16 protein-coding genes and 1 pseudogene are annotated in these 21,307 nt (G+C 57.1%); 10 read left to right on the top strand and 7 right to left on the bottom strand.

Annotated features, from left to right (window positions below):
- Nucleotides 1-87: 87 nt before the first annotated feature.
- Together macA and macB are read left to right on the top strand one after the other, a co-directional pair.
- A complete protein-coding gene (gene macA / locus ACDO57_RS10505) occupies nt 88-1,203 on the top strand; it encodes a macrolide transporter subunit MacA (protein ID WP_032649222.1) in 1,116 nt (371 codons plus the stop codon).
- A complete protein-coding gene (gene macB / locus ACDO57_RS10500; protein ID WP_024907814.1) occupies nt 1,200-3,140 on the top strand; it encodes a macrolide ABC transporter ATP-binding protein/permease MacB in 1,941 nt (646 codons plus the stop codon). Before macA ends, macB begins: the two co-directional genes overlap by 4 nt.
- A gap of 70 nt (nt 3,141-3,210) precedes the next feature.
- Here the strand turns inward: macB and cspD are convergent, their stop codons facing one another.
- On the bottom strand, nt 3,211-3,432 hold the full coding sequence (cspD, locus tag ACDO57_RS10495; protein WP_006809408.1) for a cold shock-like protein CspD: 222 nt from the start codon (nt 3,430-3,432) through the stop codon (nt 3,211-3,213).
- A 267-nt stretch (nt 3,433-3,699) separates the two neighbouring features.
- Here cspD and clpS point away from each other — a divergent pair, with 267 nt between their 5' ends.
- The 3 genes from clpS (at nt 3,700) to ACDO57_RS10480 (ending at nt 7,028) form a co-directional block, all read left to right on the top strand.
- Complete coding sequence (clpS, locus tag ACDO57_RS10490) at nt 3,700-4,020, top strand: ATP-dependent Clp protease adapter ClpS (protein WP_006174393.1); 321 nt, start codon at nt 3,700-3,702, stop codon at nt 4,018-4,020.
- Between the two features lie 27 nt (nt 4,021-4,047).
- The gene (gene clpA, locus ACDO57_RS10485) at nt 4,048-6,327 is read left to right on the top strand and encodes an ATP-dependent Clp protease ATP-binding subunit ClpA (protein WP_008499992.1); all 2,280 of its coding nucleotides are present in this window, start codon (nt 4,048-4,050) and stop codon (nt 6,325-6,327) included.
- A gap of 251 nt (nt 6,328-6,578) precedes the next feature.
- On the top strand, nt 6,579-7,028 hold the full coding sequence (locus tag ACDO57_RS10480) for a hypothetical protein (RefSeq protein ID WP_061715650.1): 450 nt from the start codon (nt 6,579-6,581) through the stop codon (nt 7,026-7,028).
- A 71-nt stretch (nt 7,029-7,099) separates the two neighbouring features.
- Here ACDO57_RS10480 and infA read toward each other — a convergent pair whose 3' ends face one another.
- The 6 genes and pseudogenes from infA to trxB all read right to left on the bottom strand — a co-directional run bounded on the left by infA (nt 7,100) and on the right by trxB (nt 12,923).
- A complete protein-coding gene (infA, locus tag ACDO57_RS10475; RefSeq protein WP_002211347.1) occupies nt 7,100-7,318 on the bottom strand; it encodes a translation initiation factor IF-1 in 219 nt (72 codons plus the stop codon).
- A pseudogene (locus ACDO57_RS10470) lies at nt 7,246-7,419 on the bottom strand (hypothetical protein); the annotation flags it as partial. The pseudogene ACDO57_RS10470 and the gene infA, both read right to left, overlap by 73 nt.
- Before the next feature lie 183 nt (nt 7,420-7,602).
- Nucleotides 7,603-8,307: a leucyl/phenylalanyl-tRNA--protein transferase gene (gene aat / locus ACDO57_RS10465; protein WP_032649215.1), complete on the bottom strand. Its 705-nt coding sequence runs from the start codon at nt 8,305-8,307 to the stop codon at nt 7,603-7,605.
- Nucleotides 8,308-8,352: 45 nt separating this feature from the next.
- Nucleotides 8,353-10,074, bottom strand: coding sequence for a cysteine/glutathione ABC transporter ATP-binding protein/permease CydC (gene cydC / locus ACDO57_RS10460; protein WP_370883940.1), 1,722 nt, complete (start codon nt 10,072-10,074; stop codon nt 8,353-8,355).
- Nucleotides 10,074-11,840: a cysteine/glutathione ABC transporter permease/ATP-binding protein CydD gene (gene cydD / locus ACDO57_RS10455; protein WP_370883939.1), complete on the bottom strand. Its 1,767-nt coding sequence runs from the start codon at nt 11,838-11,840 to the stop codon at nt 10,074-10,076. Before cydD ends, cydC begins: the two co-directional genes overlap by 1 nt.
- A gap of 114 nt (nt 11,841-11,954) precedes the next feature.
- Nucleotides 11,955-12,923: a thioredoxin-disulfide reductase gene (gene trxB, locus ACDO57_RS10450; RefSeq protein WP_024907808.1), complete on the bottom strand. Its 969-nt coding sequence runs from the start codon at nt 12,921-12,923 to the stop codon at nt 11,955-11,957.
- A gap of 545 nt (nt 12,924-13,468) precedes the next feature.
- Between trxB and lrp the strand changes: the two genes are divergently transcribed.
- The 5 genes from lrp to serS all read left to right on the top strand — a co-directional run bounded on the left by lrp (nt 13,469) and on the right by serS (nt 21,263).
- Nucleotides 13,469-13,963, top strand: coding sequence for a leucine-responsive transcriptional regulator Lrp (lrp, locus tag ACDO57_RS10445; protein ID WP_000228469.1), 495 nt, complete (start codon nt 13,469-13,471; stop codon nt 13,961-13,963).
- Between the two features lie 135 nt (nt 13,964-14,098).
- The gene (locus tag ACDO57_RS10440; protein WP_370883938.1) at nt 14,099-17,782 is read left to right on the top strand and encodes a DNA translocase FtsK 4TM domain-containing protein; all 3,684 of its coding nucleotides are present in this window, start codon (nt 14,099-14,101) and stop codon (nt 17,780-17,782) included.
- A gap of 128 nt (nt 17,783-17,910) precedes the next feature.
- Complete coding sequence (gene lolA, locus ACDO57_RS10435) at nt 17,911-18,525, top strand: outer membrane lipoprotein chaperone LolA (protein ID WP_024907806.1); 615 nt, start codon at nt 17,911-17,913, stop codon at nt 18,523-18,525.
- A gap of 9 nt (nt 18,526-18,534) precedes the next feature.
- Entirely contained in the window at nt 18,535-19,878 is a 1,344-nt protein-coding gene (gene rarA / locus ACDO57_RS10430) for a replication-associated recombination protein RarA (RefSeq protein ID WP_024907805.1), read from the top strand.
- Nucleotides 19,879-19,970: 92 nt separating this feature from the next.
- The gene (gene serS, locus ACDO57_RS10425; RefSeq protein WP_370883937.1) at nt 19,971-21,263 is read left to right on the top strand and encodes a serine--tRNA ligase; all 1,293 of its coding nucleotides are present in this window, start codon (nt 19,971-19,973) and stop codon (nt 21,261-21,263) included.
- Nucleotides 21,264-21,307: the final 44 nt, after the last annotated feature.

Genomic DNA, 21,307 nt, shown 5'->3' with positions numbered 1-21,307 from the left:
ACGATTTCAAGAAGAAGGGGTTTCGTTGAGGAGTCGTTTAGATAGAATCAACACTTATCATTGCCAGAACATTTATTTGGATTATTTATGAACCTCAAGGGAAAACGCAGAACGCTGTTTCTGCTGCTGGCGGTCGTGGTTTTAGCCGGTGGATACTGGCTATGGCAGGTGCTGAACGCGCCGGTGCCGCAGTATCAGACACTGATTGTTCGTCCGGGCGAACTGCAGCAAAACGTCCTCGCGACGGGCAAGCTTGACGCGCTGCGCAAGGTTGACGTCGGCGCTCAGGTCAGCGGCCAGCTGAAAACGCTGTCGGTTGAGATTGGCGACAAGGTGAAAAAAGGCCAGCTGCTCGGCGTTATCGATCCAGAACAGGCTGAGAACCAGATCCGCGAGGTGGAAGCCACGCTAATGGAACTGCGCGCGCAGCGTGCGCAGGCGCTGGCAGAACGTAACCTGGCCCAGGTGACGCTAACCCGTCAGCAGGCGCTGGCTAAAACTCAGGCTATTTCAAAACAAGATTTAGATACCGCCACCACTGAACTGGCGGTGAAACAGGCGCAGATTGGCACGATTGACGCGCAAATCAAACGCAATCAGGCTTCGCTGGATACGGCGAAAACCAACCTCGACTACACCCAAATTGTGGCACCGATGGCGGGCGAAGTGACCCAGATCACCACGCTCCAGGGGCAGACGGTGATTGCCGCACAGCAGGCGCCAAACATTCTGACGCTGGCGGACATGAGCACCATGCTGGTCAAAGCCCAGGTCTCAGAAGCGGATGTGATCCATCTTAAGCCGGGGCAAAACGCCTGGTTTACGGTACTGGGCGATCCGCAGACGCGCTACGAAGGCGTGCTGAAAGACATTCTGCCGACGCCGGAAAAAGTGAACGACGCTATTTTCTACTATGCTCGTTTTGAAGTGCCAAACCCGCAGGGCGTGCTGCGTCTGGACATGACCGCACAGGTGCATATCCAGCTGACCGGCGTGAAGAACGTGCTGACCATTCCGCTCTCTGCGCTCGGCGAATCCGCCGGGGATAGCCGTTATAAAGTGAAAGTGCTGCGCAACGGCGAAACGCGCGAGCGCGAGGTTGTGATTGGCGCGCGCAACGACACTGATGTGGTGGTGGTGAAAGGGCTGGAAGAGGGCGAGGAGGTTGTTGTCAGCGAAAGCCTGCCCGGAGCCGCCAAATGACGGCGCTGCTTGAGCTGAATAACATTCGTCGCAGCTATCCCTCCGGCGACGGTCCGGTGGAGGTGCTGAAGGGCATCTCCCTGCGCGTGGAAGCGGGCGAGATGGTGGCGATTGTCGGCGCATCGGGTTCCGGTAAATCGACGCTGATGAACATTCTCGGCTGCCTGGATAAACCCACCAGCGGTACCTATCGCGTGGCCGGGACGGATGTCTCCACGCTGGATGGCGACGCGCTGGCGAAGCTGCGCCGGGAACACTTCGGCTTTATCTTCCAGCGTTACCATCTGCTTTCTCACCTCAATGCCGCGCAGAACGTGGAAGTACCTGCGGTCTATGCGGGCGTCGAGCGTAAAAAGCGCCTCGAGCGCGCGCAGATGCTGCTGACGCGTCTGGGGCTGGCGGAGCGGGTGGAGTACCAGCCCTCGCAGCTGTCCGGCGGCCAGCAGCAGCGCGTGAGTATTGCCCGCGCCCTGATGAACGGCGGGCAGGTGATCCTCGCGGATGAGCCGACCGGCGCGCTCGACAGCCATTCCGGCGAAGAGGTGATGGCGATCCTCCATCAGCTTCGCGATCAGGGGCACACGGTCATCATTGTTACCCACGATCCGCAGGTGGCGGCGCAGGCGGAACGCATTATTGCGATCCACGACGGCGAGCTGGTCAGCAATCCGCCGCCGCGCGAGTCCAGAGCAGCGGCGCCGAAAGAAGCGCTCCCGGCATCAACCGGCTGGGGACAGTTTTCCAGCGGCTTTCGTGAAGCGCTGACCATGGCCTGGCTGGCGATGGCGGCCAACAAAATGCGTACCCTGTTGACGATGCTCGGCATCATCATCGGTATCGCCTCGGTGGTGTCGATTGTGGTGGTGGGCGACGCGGCCAAGCAGCTGGTGCTGGCAGATATCCGCGCCATCGGTACCAATACCATTGACGTCTATCCCGGCAAAGACTTTGGCGACGACGAGCCGCAGTATCAGCAGGCGCTGAAATACGACGATCTGGCGGCCATTCAGAAGCAGCCGTGGGTCAACTCCGCCACGCCTGCGGTATCGCAGAACCTGCGTCTGCGCGTGGGCAATGTCGACGTTGCCGCCAGTGCGAACGGCGTTAGCGGAGACTATTTCAATGTCTACGGCATGACCTTCAGTGAAGGCGCTACCTTTAACGCCGAACAGCTGGCGGGCAGGGCGCAGGTGGTGGTGCTGGACGCGAACTCGCGCAGGCAGCTCTTCCCCAATAAAGTCAACGTGGTAGGCGAAGTGATCCTGGTCGGCAACATGCCTGCCACGGTCATCGGCGTGGCGGAAGAGAAGCAGTCGATGTTTGGCAGCAGCAAGATCCTGCGCGTCTGGCTGCCCTACACCACCATCTCAGGGCGGATTATGGGGCAGTCCTGGCTCAACTCCATCACCGTGCGCGTGAAGGAGGGCTACGACAGCGCGCTCGCCGAACAGCAGCTTGAGCGGCTGTTAATCCTGCGCCACGGGAAGAAAGATTTCTTCACCTGGAATATGGACGGCCTCTTGAAAACGGCGGAAAAGACCACACGTACTCTTCAGCTGTTCCTCACGCTGGTGGCGGTGATTTCGCTGGTCGTCGGCGGCATCGGGGTGATGAACATCATGCTGGTGTCGGTAACGGAACGCACCCGGGAGATCGGCATCCGCATGGCGGTCGGGGCCCGCGCCAGTGACGTGCTGCAGCAGTTTTTGATTGAAGCCGTGCTGGTGTGTCTGGTCGGCGGGGCGATGGGCATTGCGCTCTCGATGATGATCGCGTTTGCACTCCAGCTCTTTTTACCCGGCTGGGAGATTGGCTTCTCGCCGGTTGCCATTATTACCGCATTTTTGTGTTCGACCTTTACCGGCATTTTGTTTGGCTGGTTGCCCGCCCGCAATGCGGCGCGGCTGGATCCGGTGGACGCGCTGGCTCGGGAATAACCCGAAAATAAAAATGCCAGCCGATCGGGCTGGCATTTTGACTGCGGGATGTACACAATAAAACAGAGAGCTATGCAACCGTCTCTGCTTCAACGGGTACGATTAGGCTTGCATGATTGCCTTTTGGTCCCTGGTGTACATCGAACCGGACGGACTGCCCGGCTTTGAGCGTTCTGTAACCATCCATCTGAATGGTGGAATAGTGAGCGAAGATATCCTCGCCGCCGCCTTCGGGGCAGATGAAGCCAAACCCTTTGGCGTTGTTGAACCACTTAACAGTACCCATTTCCATGCTTCGACATCCTTCGTAAATCTTATAAGTTAAGATGGAATGAACCGGTGGTGGAGTGGGGGCTGTTCAAAACCTCGCCATCTCACGCTTGTACAATTTAGAGAAACGAAAGAAGTCGTCAAGCGTTTGGCGCTGGAGATGGGACAATAATCAACCAAAGTTTGAAGCAGTTAACGCTATTGCAATAGTTTGTGACAGACATCGCGGATGACAGTAATAGATGATTGTTATCTAACATCTGAGGTAGATTCAAAGTGGTTATGCATAATGGGTAAGACCAACGATTGGCTGGATTTTGACCAGCTGGCGGAAGATAAAGTGCGCGACGCGCTAAAACCGCCATCTATGTATAAAGTTATGTTAATGAACGATGATTACACGCCGATGGAATTTGTTATTGACGTGCTACAAAAGTTCTTTTCTTATGATGTAGAACGTGCAACGCAACTGATGCTTACCGTTCATTATCGTGGCAAAGCTATCTGCGGCATCTTCACAGCCGAAGTGGCGGAAACCAAAGTAGCGATGGTGAACGACTATGCGAGGGAGAACGAGCATCCGTTGCTGTGTACGCTGGAAAAGGCCTGATAAGGCATAAAATTGGGGGAGGTGCCTATGCTCAATCAAGAACTGGAACTCAGTTTAAACATGGCTTTCGCCAGAGCGCGTGAGCACCGACATGAGTTTATGACCGTCGAGCATTTACTGCTCGCACTGCTTAGCAACCCATCTGCCCGCGAAGCGCTGGAAGCCTGCTCCGTGGATCTGGTGGCGCTACGTCAGGAACTCGAAGCCTTCATCGAACAAACCACACCGGTGCTGCCAGCCAGTGAAGAAGAGCGCGACACGCAGCCGACGCTCAGCTTCCAGCGCGTGCTGCAGCGCGCGGTATTCCACGTCCAGTCTTCCGGACGTAGCGAAGTGACTGGCGCAAACGTCTTAGTCGCCATCTTCAGCGAGCAGGAGTCACAGGCTGCCTACCTGCTGCGCAAACATGAAGTCAGCCGCCTCGACGTGGTTAACTTTATTTCTCACGGAACGCGCAAAGACGAGCCTAACCAGGCATCGGATTCCAGCAATCAGGTCAATAACAATGAAGAGCAAGCAGGCGGGGAGGATCGTATGGAAAACTTCACCACCAACCTTAACCAGCTTGCTCGCGTTGGCGGTATCGACCCGCTGATTGGTCGCGATAAAGAGCTGGAGCGCGCGATCCAGGTGCTGTGCCGTCGCCGCAAGAACAACCCGCTGCTGGTGGGGGAATCAGGCGTGGGTAAAACCGCGATTGCCGAAGGTCTTGCCTGGCGCATTGTGCAGGGCGACGTGCCGGAAGTGATTGCCGACTGCACCATCTACTCGCTGGATATCGGCTCGCTGCTGGCGGGCACCAAATACCGCGGTGATTTTGAAAAACGCTTCAAGGCGCTGTTAAAACAGCTGGAGCAGGACACCAACAGCATCCTGTTTATCGATGAGATCCACACCATCATCGGCGCAGGTGCGGCCTCCGGTGGCCAGGTGGATGCGGCTAACCTGATCAAACCGCTGCTCTCCAGCGGCAAGATCCGCGTGATTGGCTCCACGACCTACCAGGAGTTCAGCAACATCTTTGAGAAAGACCGTGCGCTGGCGCGCCGCTTCCAGAAAATCGACGTGACCGAACCGTCCGTCGAGGAAACGGTGCAGATCATCAACGGCCTGAAACCGAAGTACGAAGCGCACCACGATGTGCGTTACACCGCGAAAGCGGTCCGTGCGGCGGTGGAGCTGGCGGTGAAATACATCAACGACCGTCATCTGCCGGATAAGGCGATTGACGTGATTGACGAGGCAGGGGCGCGTGCGCGTCTGATGCCGGCCAGCAAGCGTAAGAAAACCGTTAACGTGGCGGATATTGAGTCCGTGGTGGCCCGCATCGCGCGTATCCCTGAGAAGAGCGTTTCTCAGAGCGACCGCGACACGCTGCGCACCCTCGGCAATCGCCTGAAAATGCTGGTCTTTGGTCAGGATAAAGCCATTGAGGCCTTAACCGAAGCGATCAAGATGGCCCGCGCCGGACTGGGGCATGACCACAAGCCTGTCGGTTCCTTCCTGTTCGCTGGTCCGACCGGCGTGGGGAAAACCGAGGTGACGGTTCAGCTCTCCAAAGCGCTGGGCATTGAGCTGCTGCGCTTTGATATGTCCGAGTATATGGAGCGTCACACCGTCAGCCGTTTGATTGGTGCGCCTCCGGGCTACGTGGGCTTTGACCAGGGCGGCCTGCTCACCGACGCGGTGATCAAGCATCCGCACGCGGTTCTGCTGCTCGATGAAATCGAGAAGGCGCACCCGGACGTGTTCAACATCCTGCTGCAGGTGATGGACAACGGGACGCTGACCGACAACAACGGGCGCAAGGCGGACTTCCGCAACGTGGTGCTGGTGATGACCACCAACGCCGGGGTGCGTGAAACCGAGCGTAAATCCATCGGCCTGATCCACCAGGATAACAGCACCGATGCGATGGAGGAGATCAAGAAGATCTTCACGCCGGAGTTCCGTAACCGTCTGGACAACATTATCTGGTTCGATCACCTGTCTACCGAGGTGATCCATCAGGTGGTGGACAAGTTCATCGTCGAGCTGCAGGTTCAGCTGGATCAGAAAGGCGTGTCGCTGGAAGTGAGCCAGGAGGCCCGCAACTGGCTGGCCGAGAAAGGCTACGACCGTGCGATGGGCGCCCGTCCGATGGCGCGCGTGATTCAGGACAACCTGAAGAAACCGCTGGCGAACGAGCTGCTGTTTGGCTCGCTGGTGGACGGCGGCCAGGTGACCGTGGCGCTGGACCAGGCGAAGAACGAACTGACGTACGATTTCCAGAGTGCGGCGAAGCACAAGCCGGAAGCGGCTCACTGAGTTGTAAGATAAAAGCAAAACGGCAACTTCGGTTGCCGTTTTTTTTGTTTTCTCCCTCTCCCCGTGGGAGAGGGCCGGGGTGAGGGCAACAGGCCGCAGAGGAATTTTGCGAGGCGCTTTCCAGTTTCTTTCGAAGTCAGTTGCTGGATAAATCCACAGTAATAAAATGGCGGCGCACCTGCAAAATCAGGTGCCGGGATTGGCGTCCTGAAAGTGTGCACAAACAATCTTACGTGCATAAAGGATCACATATGACTGATATTAATAATTTCGCCCAACTTTACAGCGAACTCTCCCTCAACCCCGATCTCCCAACCCTTGCCGAGCGCTGCAAACTGCTCACCGAAATCCTTCTCGACTGCAAATCACTCCCCCAAACGCAGCCCGTTTGCCGTTGCCTCGGGGCTTATCTGGAAGAGGTGAAAACCGGCCTCACGGAATCCATGCGTGATTTTCAGATACTGGAATTTGAGGAAGAAGCGGAACAACCGCGGCAAAAAGAGTGGCTGCTGGAAGATACAGAAACGAAATGTGACTACTGCCGGGCGTTAAACCACGTGCTGCTGGTGTCGCATTTTGACCGCGATATGTTGCCGCATCTTACGGGATTACTTCACGACATGGCACATTCTATGGCAGGGGATTTAATCGCTCCTGTACAACCATGGATGACAATACATCTTCCGACGCAGCAACACTAAAGCCATAAATAAAAAAGGCCGGGATAATCCCGACCTTTTAAATATTCATCTGCCATTACAGGCGAAAACAATTAGCGACTACGGAAGACAATGCGGCCTTTGCTCAGGTCGTACGGGGTCAGTTCAACAGTCACTTTGTCGCCCGTCAAAATGCGGATGTAGTTTTTGCGCATTTTACCGGAGATGTGCGCAGTTACCACGTGACCGTTTTCCAGCTCTACGCGAAACATGGTATTAGGTAACGTATCAAGTACGGTACCCTGCATTTCAATATTGTCTTCTTTGGCCATCTAATCCTCTGGGGTATCACTACCAAGTTTTGAACCGGCAAGATAATGCCGAAATTCATCAATTAAGTAAAGAATTGCGCGATTAAAACGCAGCAAAACAGTTTCGGCGCATTGCCCAAGCGTCACGGTACAACCGAACAGGAAGCGCATTCGTAAAGGGGAGACGACAGGATAAACGTCAGGACGTTATCTGAAGCGAGGGTCCCAAACGGCGGCGGGGCAACAGGCAGAAGCTACTCTGCGGCGTAATTATAACACCCTCACAAAAAATATGCGGAAAACATTTAGGCATTGGGCATAAAGAGCGTTCTCGGTATCCAGAAGTCGCGCGGGAGCTTCTCCTGACGGCTGGCATCCAGCTGTTCGATGTACTGGCGTCGCGGAATTTCAACAGCACCCAGGGAGGCCGTGTGCTCGTTGAGCACCTGACAATCGATCAGGCGTCCGCCGCGCTGGGCAAACGCCTCGCAGAAGACCAGCAGTGCAGTTTTCGAGGCGTTAACAGCACGAGAGAACATCGACTCACCGCAAAACAGCGTCCCCTGCGCCACGCCGTACATGCCGCCAACGAGTGCTCCGCCTTCCCATACCTCGATGGAGTGGGCGTAGCCAAGCTCATGGAGCTGGTGGTAGGCGGTAATAATATCGCGGGTTATCCATGTCCCTTCATAACGGTCTTCAGCACAGCCTTCAATGACCTGACCAAAGGCGTGGTTGAGGGTAACGCGGTAAGGTGATTTCGCATGGAAACGCTTCATGCTGCGGCTGACGTGAAACTGCCCTGGCCACAGCACGGCACGCGGATCGGGAGACCACCATAAAATCGGATCTCCGGGGGAAAACCAGGGGAATATACCGCGCTGGTACGCCATTAATAGTCGAGCGGGACTAAGGTCACCGCCGAGAGCCAGCAGCCCGTTGGGCTCACGCAGCGCCCCTTCCGGAGAAGGGAACGCGATGTTATGACGAGAAAGCTGGACCAGGCGCATGACAGCAAAACTCCAGTACGCGAGTGAGGACGCTACAAATATAGTCTACAGACGCTGTTTAAACTGGTAGTAGCGACCCTGTTTTGCCAACAGTTCTGTGTGATTACCTTGCTCAATAATGTGCCCGTTGTCCATCACAATTATCCGATCAAAGCTCGCCAGTCCGCGCAGGCGGTGCGTGACCATTAGCACGGTTTTGCCGGTCATGACATTCGCCAGTAAATCAAGGATTTGGCTCTCGGTCGTGGCGTCTAGCCCTTCGGTGGGTTCGTCGAGCAGCATCAGCGGCGCATCGTGCAGAAGCGCGCGCGCAATGGCCAGACGGCGCAGCTCACCGCCGGAGAGCTGGCGGCCACCTTCGCCCAGCCAGCTGTTCAATCCCTCGTCCTCAAGCAGCTTTTGCAGTCCGACCTGCTCCAGCACGGCGCGAAGGGCATCATCAGAGGCCACTGGCGCGGCCAGCAGCAGGTTATCGCGCAGCGTGGCGCTAAACAGATGCACGCGCTGTGGAACGACGCTCACTGTCTTGCGCAGGGCCTGCTCGCTGAAATCAGTGAGCGACGTATTATTAAAACGAATCTGACCGCGCTGCGGATCCCAGGCGCGGGTCAGCAGCTGCAGCAGCGTCGATTTACCGCAGCCGGTACGGCCGAGGATCGCAATCCGCTGTCCTGCATTAACTGACAGATTGATACCGTCCAGCGCGTTCTGCGCCTGTTTGTCGTAGGCGAAGGTGACATCTTCCAGCGTCAGCGCAACCTGCTCCGGTACAGCGGTCTGCCCGGCACTGAACGTGACTTCAGGCTCCTGCTCGGCAATCTGGGTGATGCGCAGAGCAGAGGCGATGACCTGCCCCAGATGCTGGAAGGCGCCCGTCACCGGGGTCAGCGCTTCAAACGCGGCCAGCGCGCAGAAGACGAAAAGGGCAATAAGCGGACCCGGCTGTGTATTTCCCCCGACATCGCCGGAGGCCAGCCACAGCATGGCTATCACCGCCACGCCGCCGATCAGCATCATCAGCGCCTGAGAGAAGGCCGTCAGCTCCGACTGGCGGCGCTGGGCCTCATGCCAGTTCAGCTCCGTACTTTCCATCCGGGCACGGTAGCGCTTGCTGGCGCCAAAAATGGTCAGCTCTGCCTGCCCTTGAAGCCAGGAGGTTAGCTGCTGGCGGTAGTCCCCGCGCAAACGCGTCAGGTTTTCCCCGGTGGATTGCCCGGCGCGGTAAAACAGCGGCGGCAAAATGATGAGCGTCAGCAGCATGATCCCGCCCAGCGTCAGCGCCACGGGAACATCCAGAACAGACAGCCCCAGCGTGACCACCACAATCACCACAAACGCGCCCACGATCGGGGAAATCACGCGCAGGTAAAGGTGATCCAGCGTGTCGACATCCGCCACCACGCGGTTAAGCAACTCGCCCTGACGAAAACGCGCCAGCCCGGCAGGGGAGAGGGGCAGCAGTTTGCTAAAGGTATAGATGCGCAGGTGCTGCAGCACGCGGAAAGTGGCGTCGTGGCTGACCAGCCGTTCGAAATAGCGTCCGGCAGTACGGGTGATGGCGGTACCGCGAACCCCGGCAGCCGGAAGCATGTAGTTGAAGCTGTATAATCCGGCGAACCCTGCGACGGCCGAGGCCGACAGGAACCAGCCGGAAAGCGTGAGCAGACCGATGCTGGCGAGCAGCGTGACAATGGCCAGCACAATCCCCAGCGTCAGCATCCATTTGTGGCGTTTATAGAGCGCAAGATAAGGCAGCAGAGCACGCATCAGATGTCCTCCTGACGGTTCGCCAGCAGGGCGGCAAACGGTCCCTGCGCGGCAACGAGAGAGGCGTAATCGCCTTGCTCAACAATACGGCCGTTCTCCATGACCCAGATCTGGTCCCAGTCGGCAATGCCTTCCAGCTGATGGGTGACCATCAGGGTAGTTTGCTGCCGGGAGGCGGCGTTCAGGGCTTCCATTACGCGCTGCTCGCTGTGGGCATCCAGGCTGGCGGCGGGTTCATCCAGCAGCATCAGCTGGCAAGGATTCAACAACGCGCGGGCAACGGCCACACGCTGCGCCTGTCCGACCGACAGCCCGGCGGACTGGTCACCGACCACGGTATCTACCCCTTGCGGGAGCAGCGGCAGAAACTCGCTGACCCAGGCGCGGTCGAGAACCGATTGCAGTTCATCTTCACGCGCATCCGGGCGCGCCAGCAGGACGTTTTCACGCAGCGTAGCGGCGGGAAGCTGCGGGTTTTGGCCCACCCAGCTGAGCTGTTTACGCCAGGCGTCAGGATCGAGGTTACGCAGTTCGGTTCTGTTGATCCGCAGTGAACCCGTATAGGCCATAAATCCGGATAGCGCATTCAGCAGAGAACTTTTCCCGGAACCGCTGGTGCCGACGAGCACCACGCGTTGTCCGGCAGGTAAGGTAAAGTTCAGCGGACCCGCAAGCACTTTGCCTTCGGGTGACAGAATGGAAAAGTTTTGCGCTTCGATGGTCACGGGCTCTTTAGCATTCAGCGTCACGTCACCGCGCTCCGGGTGTGCCAGCGGCGTTTCCAGGAACGTTTTCAGGCTATCGGCTGCGCCAACCGCCTGGGCTTTGGCGTGATAGAAGGTCCCCAGATCGCGAAGCGGCTGGAAAAACTCCGGGGCCAGGATCAACGCCAGGAACCCGGCAGAAAGGGTCACCGCCGTGCCGTAATGGCCAAAATCCAGCGCGCCGAGGTAGGAGAAGCCGAAGTAGACCGCCACGAGGGCAATCGACAGAGAGGTAAAGAATTCCAGTACGCCGGAAGACAAGAAGGCGAGGCGTAACACTTCCATGGTGCGCTGACGGAAGTCCTGTGACGCCTGGCGAATGTTTTCGGTTTCCGCTTCACCGCGGCCAAAAATGCGTAACGTCTCCATGCCGCGCAGACGATCGAGGAAATGGCCGCTCAGGCGACCCAGTGCCAGGAAGTTACGGCGGTTGGCATCCGCTGCCCCCATGCCGACCAGCGCCATAAACAGCGGGATCAGCGGGGCGGTGCCCATCAGAATCAGCGCAGCCATCCAGTTCACCGGGAAGATGGCGATCACGATCAGCAGCGGAACGAAGACGGCAAGGGCCATCTGCGGCAGATAGCGCGCATAGTAGTCGTGCATATCGTCAATCTGCTCAAGGATCAGCGTCGCCCAGCTACCGGCAGGTTTACCCTGGATCCACGCGGGCCCGGCTTCCTGAAGCCTGTCGAGCACCTGACGGCGGATCTCGTAGCGGATGTGCTGTCCGGCGTGAAAACCGACCCGCTCACGCAGCCACACCACCCAGGCGCGCAGGATAAAAATCAGGATCAGAACAATAAAGGGCAGCAGGAGCGCTTCGCGTGGAATGTTCTCCATGATCATGTGATTAAGAATGCGGGCCAGCAGCCATGCCTGGGCAACAATCAACAGGCCGCTAACGAATCCCAGGAGACGGGAAATCGTAAGCCAGCGGCGGGAAATAACGCTTTGCTGTTTCAGCCAGCGTGTTAACTCTTGTTGACGGGTTTTTTCCATTGCGTACTTTGCAGGTGACGTTATTAGAAATTGGGCAGCGCAATGTTACAACGGGGAGACAATAAAGGCGACTTATCGCCGCCTTTATTTACGTTTGTTACTGACTTGTAAAGATTATTTACCTTGTTCAGCCAGTCCATCGAGGTAGCGTTCAGCGTCCAGCGCGGCCATACAGCCGGTGCCCGCAGAGGTGATCGCCTGACGGTAAATATGGTCCATCACGTCGCCGGCCGCGAACACGCCCGGGATGCTGGTCTGGGTCGCGTTACCGTGAATGCCGGACTGCACTTTGATGTAGCCATTTTCCAGCTCCAGCTGACCGTCGAAGATCGCGGTGTTCGGGCTGTGACCGATCGCCACAAACAGACCCGCCACTTCCAGCGTTTCGACGTTATCGGTGTTCTGGGTATCACGGATACGCAGACCGGCAACGCCCATCTGGTCGCCCGTCACCTCTTCCAGGGTACGGTTGGTGTGCAGCACGATGTTGCCGCTTGCCACTTTATCCATCAGACGTTTGATCAGGATCTTCTCCGCGCGGAAGGTGTCGCGACGGTGGATCAGATGCACCTCAGAGGCAATGTTCGCCAGGTAGAGCGCTTCTTCTACGGCGGTGTTGCCGCCGCCGATGACCGCGACTTTCTGATTGCGGTAGAAGAAACCGTCGCAGGTGGCGCAGGCAGAAACGCCGCGGCCTTTGAACGCTTCTTCGGATGGCAGACCGAGGTAACGGGCAGAGGCGCCGGTGGCGATGATCAGCGCATCACAGGTGTATTCGCCGCTGTCGCCCGTCAGGCGGAACGGACGGTTCTGCAGATCGACCTTATTGATATGATCGAACAAAATTTCGGTTTCGAATTTAGCAGCATGCTCGTGCATACGCTCCATCAGCAGCGGCCCGGTCAGGTCGTTCGGGTCCCCTGGCCAGTTTTCCACTTCGGTGGTGGTGGTCAGCTGACCGCCTTTTTCCATGCCGGTGATGAGTACCGGGTGCAGGTTAGCGCGTGCAGCATAGACCGCCGCGGTATATCCCGCAGGTCCAGAACCAAGGATTAGCAGCTTACTGTGTTTGGCCGTGCCCATGAGATCCCCATTGTTGTTGGCAGACATTTGGCTGGATTGTAGGGAATTTGTTGTCGTAAAAAAAGAGCGCAGCAATTTTGATATCAATCTGTGTAATAGCCACGGACGATGAATAGCGCGCGATAACATCACGCTTTCTCCTGAAAACCGGTCGTTTGTAAGGCAATAAAATGAGGATTAATACCCTGCCGCAATGAATATCCGGCATGTTGTACTAAAAAACGATGTTTTGCTTTGACAATCCCCTGCGCTTTTGCGAAAACATTCAAGGAAGAAGAAAAAACCGTGTTAACCGTATGCCGCATAGGCATGCACGTAAATGCCATTTTTACCGGGTCAGTGAAATCTACGCATGGCGTGGACAGACGCCATACGTGATGTCGGTGACTGCCTTCGGGCAACGGTCTTCTTACCAACAGAACCCGAATCCGCATCGCGTCTAATACATAATCAGGCGATGTGATGACTAACGGGTACAGGCTCTGAACAGTGATGTGCACAGGGTCCAGGCAGGAGTAGGGAAGGAATACAGAGAGACAATAATAATGGTAGATAGCAAGAAGCGCCCTGGCAAAGATCTCGACCGTATCGATCGTAACATTCTTAATGAATTGCAAAAGGATGGGCGTATTTCCAACGTCGAGCTTTCAAAACGTGTGGGACTTTCCCCGACGCCGTGCCTTGAGCGTGTGCGTCGACTGGAAAGACAGGGTTTCATTCAGGGCTATACGGCTCTGCTGAACCCGCATTATCTGGATGCCTCACTTCTGGTATTTGTTGAGATTACTCTGAATCGTGGTGCGCCGGATGTGTTTGAGCAATTTAACGCCGCTGTACAGAAACTTGAAGAAATTCAAGAGTGTCACCTGGTATCCGGTGATTTCGACTACCTGTTGAAAACCCGTGTACCTGATATGTCCGCCTACCGTAAGCTGCTGGGTGAAACCCTGCTGCGTCTGCCAGGTGTGAACGACACCCGTACCTATGTGGTGATGGAAGAGGTCAAACAGAGCAATCGTCTGGTTATTAAGACGCGCTAACACGGAACAGGTGCAAAATCAGCGTAGTTTGATTACACTCCTGTTAATCCATACAGCAACAGTGCCGGGGAGTCCCGGCACTGTTGTCCGTTTTAGCAAACAGGCAGGATATGCCTGATACCTGGAGAGCCTTTCTTGAGCCAGGAATACACTGAAGACAAAGAAGTCACACTATCGAAGCTAAGCAGCGGACGTCGTCTCCTCGAGGCTTTGCTGATTGTTATTGCCCTTTTTGCCGTCTGGCTGATGGCAGCCTTACTCAGTTTCAACCCCTCGGATCCCAGCTGGTCACAAACTGCATGGCATGAGCCTATCCATAATTTAGGCGGTGTCCCCGGTGCCTGGCTTGCGGACACGCTGTTTTTCATTTTCGGTGTGATGGCCTATACCCTTCCCGTCATTATCATTGGCGGATGCTGGTTTGCGTGGCGTCATCGTCAGAACGATGATTACATCGACTATTTCGCCGTGTCGCTGCGCCTGATTGGCGCGCTGGCGCTGATCCTCACCTCGTGCGGGCTGGCAGCGATTAATGCGGATGATATCTGGTACTTCGCCTCTGGCGGGGTGATCGGCAGTTTGTTGAGCTCTGCGCTACAACCGATGCTGCACAGCAGCGGTGGCACGCTCGCATTGCTCTGCATCTGGGCGGCCGGGCTGACATTGTTTACCGGCTGGTCCTGGGTGAGCATTGCCGAGAAAATCGGCAGTTTTATCCTCACTATTCTGACCTTCGCCAGCAACCGTACCCGTCGTGACGATACGTGGGTTGATGAAGACGAGTACGAAGAGGAAGATGAAGATGACGCGCCTGTGCAGCGTCGCGAGTCTCGTCGTGCGCGTATTCTGCGCGGCGCGCTGGCGCGTCGTCAGCGTGTTGCTGAGAAATTTGCCAACCCGCTTGGCCGTAAAACCGATGCGGCGCTCTTCTCCGGTAAACGCATGGATGAAGACGAGCAGGTGGCGTATCGCGCGGCGGGTGTCGCCGTCGATCCTGACGATGTGCTCTTCTCCGGCAGCCGGGCCATGCCGGGTGACTTCGACGAATACGATCCGTTGTTAAATGGCCACTCGGTTACCGAGCCGGTTGCGGCAGCAGCAGCCGCGACGACCGCTGCGCAGGCGTATGCCGCGCCGGTCGACGCTGTGATGCCATCCGCGCCGGTTTCGCCGCCGGAATCCGTTATTCAGCAGCCGCAGGTTGACTGGCAGACTGCGCCCGGTGTTCACACGCCGGAGCCCGTTATCGCACCTGAACCTGAAAGCTACGTCCCTGTGCAGCAGGAGCAGTGGCAGCAGCCTTATCAGCCGCCGCAGCCTGCGTATGAACCGCAAGATTACCCGCACTATGAACAGCCGGTGGCCCAACCTTATCAGGAGTATGTGCCTGAACCGGTTGAACCTGTGCAGCCTTATGTTGAGCCGCAGCCTGAACCTGAAATCGTGGAAGAGGTGAAGCCCGCCCGCCCACCGCTGTACTATTTCGAAGAAGTCGAAGAGCGACGTGCGCGTGAACGCGAGCAGCTGGCTGCCTGGTACCAGCCGGTGCCTGAACCGGTGCAGGAGCCGGTGACGAAAGCGCCTTCTGTTTCCGTTCCACCGATCGACCCGACGCCTGCAGTCGCACCCGTAGCGGAAAGCGTGAAACAGGCTACCGCTGCCGCAGCTGCACCTGTCTTTAGTCTGGCAACAGGGGGCGCGCCACGTCCTCAGGTGAAGGAGGGGATTGGTCCGCAACTGCCTCGCCCTAACCGCGTTCGCGTTCCAACCCGCCGAGAGCTTGCCTCTTATGGTATCAAGCTGCCTTCCCAGCGTATGGCTGAAGAGAAAGCGCGCGAGCCTGACTACGAAGATGACGCCGATGAAATGCAGCAGGACGAGCTGGCCCGCCAGTTCGCTGCGCAGCAGAATCAGCGCTACGGTGAAGAATACCAGCACGATGAACCGGTGCTGGAAGATGAAGAGGACGCGGCAGAAGCAGAACTGGCGCGCCAGTTTGCCGCCACCCAGCAGCAGCGCTATTCCGGTGAGCAACCGGCGGGTGCAAACCCGTTCTCGCTGTCTGATTTTGAATTTTCGCCGATGAAGGAGCTGGTGGATGATGGCCCGAGCGAGCCTTTATTTACCCCGAGCGTGATGCCGGAAGCAGCGCCTCTGCGCCAGCAGCCAGCACCACAGACATACTCGCAGCCTCAACAACCTGTTCAGCAGCCGTATGCGCAACCGCAGCAGGCACCACAGCCGCCGCAGTTCCAGCAGCCTGCGCCTCAGCCGCAGGAGAGCCTGATTCACCCGCTGCTGATGCGTAACGGTGACAGTCGTCCGCTGCAGCGTCCAAGCACGCCGCTGCCGTCTCTGGATCTGTTAACGCCGCCGCCGTCAGAAGTGGAACCGGTCGATACCTTCGCGCTCGAACAAATGGCGCGTCTGGTCGAAGCCCGTCTGGCTGACTTCCGCATCAAGGCGGACGTGGTGAACTACTCGCCGGGTCCTGTTATCACCCGTTTTGAACTGAATCTGGCGCCTGGCGTTAAAGCCGCGCGCATTTCCAACCTGTCCCGCGACCTGGCGCGTTCTCTGTCGACCGTGGCGGTACGTGTGGTGGAAGTAATTCCGGGTAAACCTTACGTTGGCCTTGAGCTGCCGAACAAGAAACGTCAGACCGTCTACCTGCGTGAAGTGCTGGATAACACCAAATTCCGCGATAACCCATCTCCGCTGACCGTGGTGCTGGGTAAAGATATCGCGGGCGATCCGGTGGTGGCGGATCTCGCGAAAATGCCTCACCTGCTGGTCGCGGGTACTACCGGTTCCGGTAAGTCTGTCGGTGTGAACGCCATGATCCTCAGCATGCTGTATAAAGCGCAGCCGGAAGATGTGCGTTTCATCATGATCGACCCGAAAATGCTCGAACTGTCGGTCTACGAAGGCATCCCGCATCTGCTGACCGAAGTTGTGACCGACATGAAGGACGCCGCCAACGCCCTGCGCTGGAGCGTCAATGAGATGGAACGCCGCTACAAGCTGATGTCTGCGCTGGGCGTGCGTAACCTGGCCGGTTATAACGAGAAAATCGCCCAGGCGGTGCGCATGGGACGTCCGATTCCGGATCCTTACTGGAAACCGGGTGACAGCATGGATGCCCAGCATCCGGTGCTGGAAAAACTGCCTTATATCGTCGTGCTGGTCGATGAATTCGCTGACCTGATGATGACCGTCGGTAAGAAAGTGGAAGAGTTGATTGCCCGTCTGGCGCAGAAAGCGCGTGCGGCCGGTATTCACCTTGTGCTGGCGACCCAGCGTCCTTCCGTAGACGTTATTACCGGCCTTATCAAAGCGAACATTCCGACGCGTATCGCCTTTACCGTATCAAGTAAAATTGACTCCCGTACCATTCTTGACCAGGGCGGCGCAGAGTCGCTGCTGGGTATGGGTGACATGCTCTATTCCGGCCCGAACTCCACCTCTCCGGTGCGTGTCCACGGTGCGTTCGTCCGCGATGAGGAAGTTCACGCCGTCGTGCAGGACTGGAAAGCGCGCGGTCGTCCACAATATGTTGACGGCATTACCAGCGATACGGAAAGCGAAGGCGGTGGCGGTGGCTTCGACGGCGGCGAAGAGCTGGATCCGTTATTCGATCAGGCGGTTAGCTTCGTTACCGAAAAACGCAAAGCGTCCATCTCTGGGGTGCAGCGTCAGTTCCGCATCGGCTATAACCGCGCGGCGCGTATCATCGAGCAGATGGAAGCGCAGGGCATTGTGAGCGAGCAGGGGCATAACGGTAACCGCGAGGTGCTGGCACCGCCGCCGTTTGATTAACCTTCAGCGATTGCAAAGAAGGGTAAATCAGCCAAAATTAAGCATTTTCTTCTGTCGCCTGCCTTCGGGCAGGTCCAGAATAGAAGACGGAAACCCCATATCGGGAAGACGTATTTTAAGGAATAACAATGAAAAAAATCGCCATCGCCTGTGCATTACTCACCAGTTTTGTCGCCAGCAGCGTCTGGGCTGATGCAGCCAGCGACCTTAAAAGCCGACTGGATAAAGTAAGCAGCTTCCACGCCAGCTTCACGCAAAAAGTGACTGACGGCAGCGGCAACGCGGTGCAGGAAGGCCAGGGAGATTTGTGGGTAAAACGCCCAAATTTGTTCAACTGGCACATGACCCAGCCGGATGAGAGCATCCTGGTGTCTGACGGCAAAACCTTATGGTTCTTCAACCCGTTCGTTGAGCAGGCTACGGCGACCTGGCTGAAGGATGCCACCAGCAATACGCCGTTTATGCTGATTGCCCGTAACCAGGCCAGCGACTGGCAGCAGTACAATATTAAACAGACGGGTGACGAGTTTGTCCTGACGCCGAAAGGCAGCAACGGCAACCTGAAGCAGTTCACCATTAACGTAAGCACCAACGGTACCATCAATCAGTTCGGCGCGGTTGAGCAGGACGATCAGCGCAGCAGCTACCAGCTTAAATCTCAGCAGAACGGCGCCGTTGATGCATCGAAATTCACCTTTACCCCGCCGAAGGGCGTAACGGTGGACGACCAACGCAATAAGTAAGAGGCGTGAGTGGGCAATCTGTCGCTCGATTTTTCAGATAACGCGTTTCAACCTCTGGCCGCTCGCATGCGGCCAGAAAATTTAGCGCAGTACATCGGCCAGCAGCACCTGCTGGCTGCCGGTAAGCCATTGCCGCGCGCTATTGAGGCCGGACATCTTCACTCCATGATCCTCTGGGGCCCCCCTGGTACCGGCAAGACCACGCTTGCAGAAGTGATCGCCCGCTATGCCAACGCGGACGTTGAACGCATCTCGGCGGTCACCTCCGGCGTGAAAGAGATCCGTGAGGCGATCGAGCGTGCGCGGCAGAACCGCAATGCCGGGCGGCGCACCATCCTCTTCGTGGACGAAGTCCACCGCTTCAACAAGAGCCAGCAGGATGCCTTCCTGCCGCATATTGAAGACGGCACGATCTTCTTCATCGGCGCGACCACCGAAAACCCGTCGTTTGAGCTGAACTCGGCGCTGCTCTCCCGCGCGCGCGTTTACCTGCTCAAATCGCTGACGACCGAGGATATCGAAAAGGTTCTTACTCAGGCGATGGACGACAAAGCGCGGGGCTACGGCGGGCAGGATATCGTTCTGCCTGACGACACGCGTCGTGCGATTGCCGAGCTGGTCAACGGCGATGCGCGTCGGGCGCTGAATACGCTGGAAATGATGGCCGATATGGCCGAAGTCGACGATGCCGGAAAGCGGGTGCTGAAGCAGGAGCTGCTCACCGAAATTGCCGGGGAACGCAGCGCGCGGTTCGATAATAAAGGCGACCGTTTTTACGACCTGATCTCGGCGCTGCATAAGTCCGTGCGCGGCAGCGCGCCGGATGCGGCGCTTTACTGGTACGCGCGCATTATCACTGCGGGCGGCGATCCGTTATACGTCGCGCGTCGCTGCCTGGCGATTGCGTCAGAAGATGTCGGCAATGCCGATCCTCGCGCCATGCAGGTCGCGCTGTCGGCCTGGGACTGCTTCACCCGCGTTGGACCCGCGGAAGGCGAACGTGCCATAGCGCAGGCGATTGTCTATCTGGCCTGCGCGCCGAAAAGCAATGCGGTTTATACCGCCTTCAAAGCGGCGATGTCCGACGCGCGCGAACGGCCGGACTACGATGTGCCGGTTCACCTGCGTAACGCGCCGACCAGGCTGATGAAAGAGATGGGTTACGGGCAGGAGTATCGCTACGCTCACGACGAACCCAATGCCTACGCTGCCGGGGAGGAATATTTCCCGCAGGAGATGGCACAAACGCGCTATTATCACCCCACAAACAGAGGTCTTGAGGGCAAGATTGGTGAAAAGCTCACCTGGCTCGCCGGACAGGATCAAAATAGCCCTATAAAACGCTACCGTTAGTTCAATCGTTGCGGTAATGTTGGCAATGTATCCTTGTGGCCGCAGGCTGTGGTCACATTTTCCTATTTTAATTCGATAAGCACAGGATAAGCATGCTCGATCCCAATCTGCTGCGTAATGAGCCAGACGCAGTCGCTGAAAAACTGGCACGCCGGGGCTTTAAGCTGGATGTAGATAAGCTGCGCGCTCTTGAAGAGCGTCGTAAAGTTCTGCAGGTACAAACTGAAAATCTGCAGGCAGAGCGTAACTCTCGATCGAAATCCATCGGCCAGGCGAAAGCGCGCGGGGAAGATATTGAGCCATTACGCCTGGAAGTGAACAAACTGGGTGAAGAACTGGATCAGGCGAAAGCTGAGCTGGACGTTCTTCAGGACGAGATTCGTGATATTGCCCTGGCTATCCCGAATATTCCTGACGACAGCGTGCCTGTCGGCAAAGATGAAAACGACAACGTTGAAGTGAAACGCTGGGGCACGCCTCGTGAGTTTGACTTCGAGGTGCGCGATCACGTGACGCTGGGCGAAATGCACGCTGGCCTGGATTTTGCGGCAGCGGTTAAGCTGACCGGCTCTCGCTTCGTGGTGATGAAAGGCCAGATTGCCCATCTGCACCGTGCACTGGCGCAGTTCATGCTGGATTTGCACACCGAGCAGCATGGCTACAGCGAAACCTACGTGCCGTATCTGGTCAACCACGATACGCTGTACGGTACGGGCCAGCTGCCGAAATTTGCCGGCGATCTGTTCCATACCCGTCCGCTGGACGAAGAAGCAGACAGCAGCAACTACGCGCTGATCCCAACCGCTGAAGTGCCGCTGACTAACCTCGTGCGTGATGAGATCATTGACGAAGACGACCTGCCAATCAAACTGACGGCGCACTCTCCGTGCTTCCGTTCTGAAGCCGGTTCTTACGGTCGCGACACGCGCGGTCTGATCCGTATGCACCAGTTCGACAAGGTTGAGATGGTGCAGATCGTCCGTCCTGAAGAATCCATGGACGCGCTGGAAGAGATGACCGGCCACGCTGAGAAAGTGCTGGAGCTGCTGGGTCTGCCGTACCGTCGTATGGCGCTGTGTACCGGTGATATGGGCTTTGGCGCCTGCAAGACCTTCGATCTGGAAGTGTGGGTGCCTGCGCAGAACACCTACCGTGAAATCTCCTCCTGCTCTAACGTCTGGGATTTCCAGGCGCGCCGCATGCAGGCTCGCTGCCGCAGCAAATCTGACAAGAAAACCCGTCTGGTGCATACCCTGAACGGTTCTGGTCTGGCTGTAGGCCGTACGCTGGTTGCCGTGCTGGAAAACTACCAGCAGGCAGACGGTCGTATTGAGATCCCTGAAGTGCTGCGTCCATACATGAAAGGCCAGCAGTACATCGGCTAATATTTGTCTTAAAACAAAAAAGCGCCTCAGGGCGCTTTTTTTAT

The organism is Enterobacter cloacae complex sp. 2015409 (assembly GCF_041365315.1).
Lineage (GTDB): Bacteria > Pseudomonadota > Gammaproteobacteria > Enterobacterales > Enterobacteriaceae > Enterobacter > Enterobacter pseudoroggenkampii.
Note: the sequence above shows the minus strand (reverse complement) of the source record. Positions and strands in the feature narration are given on the sequence as shown.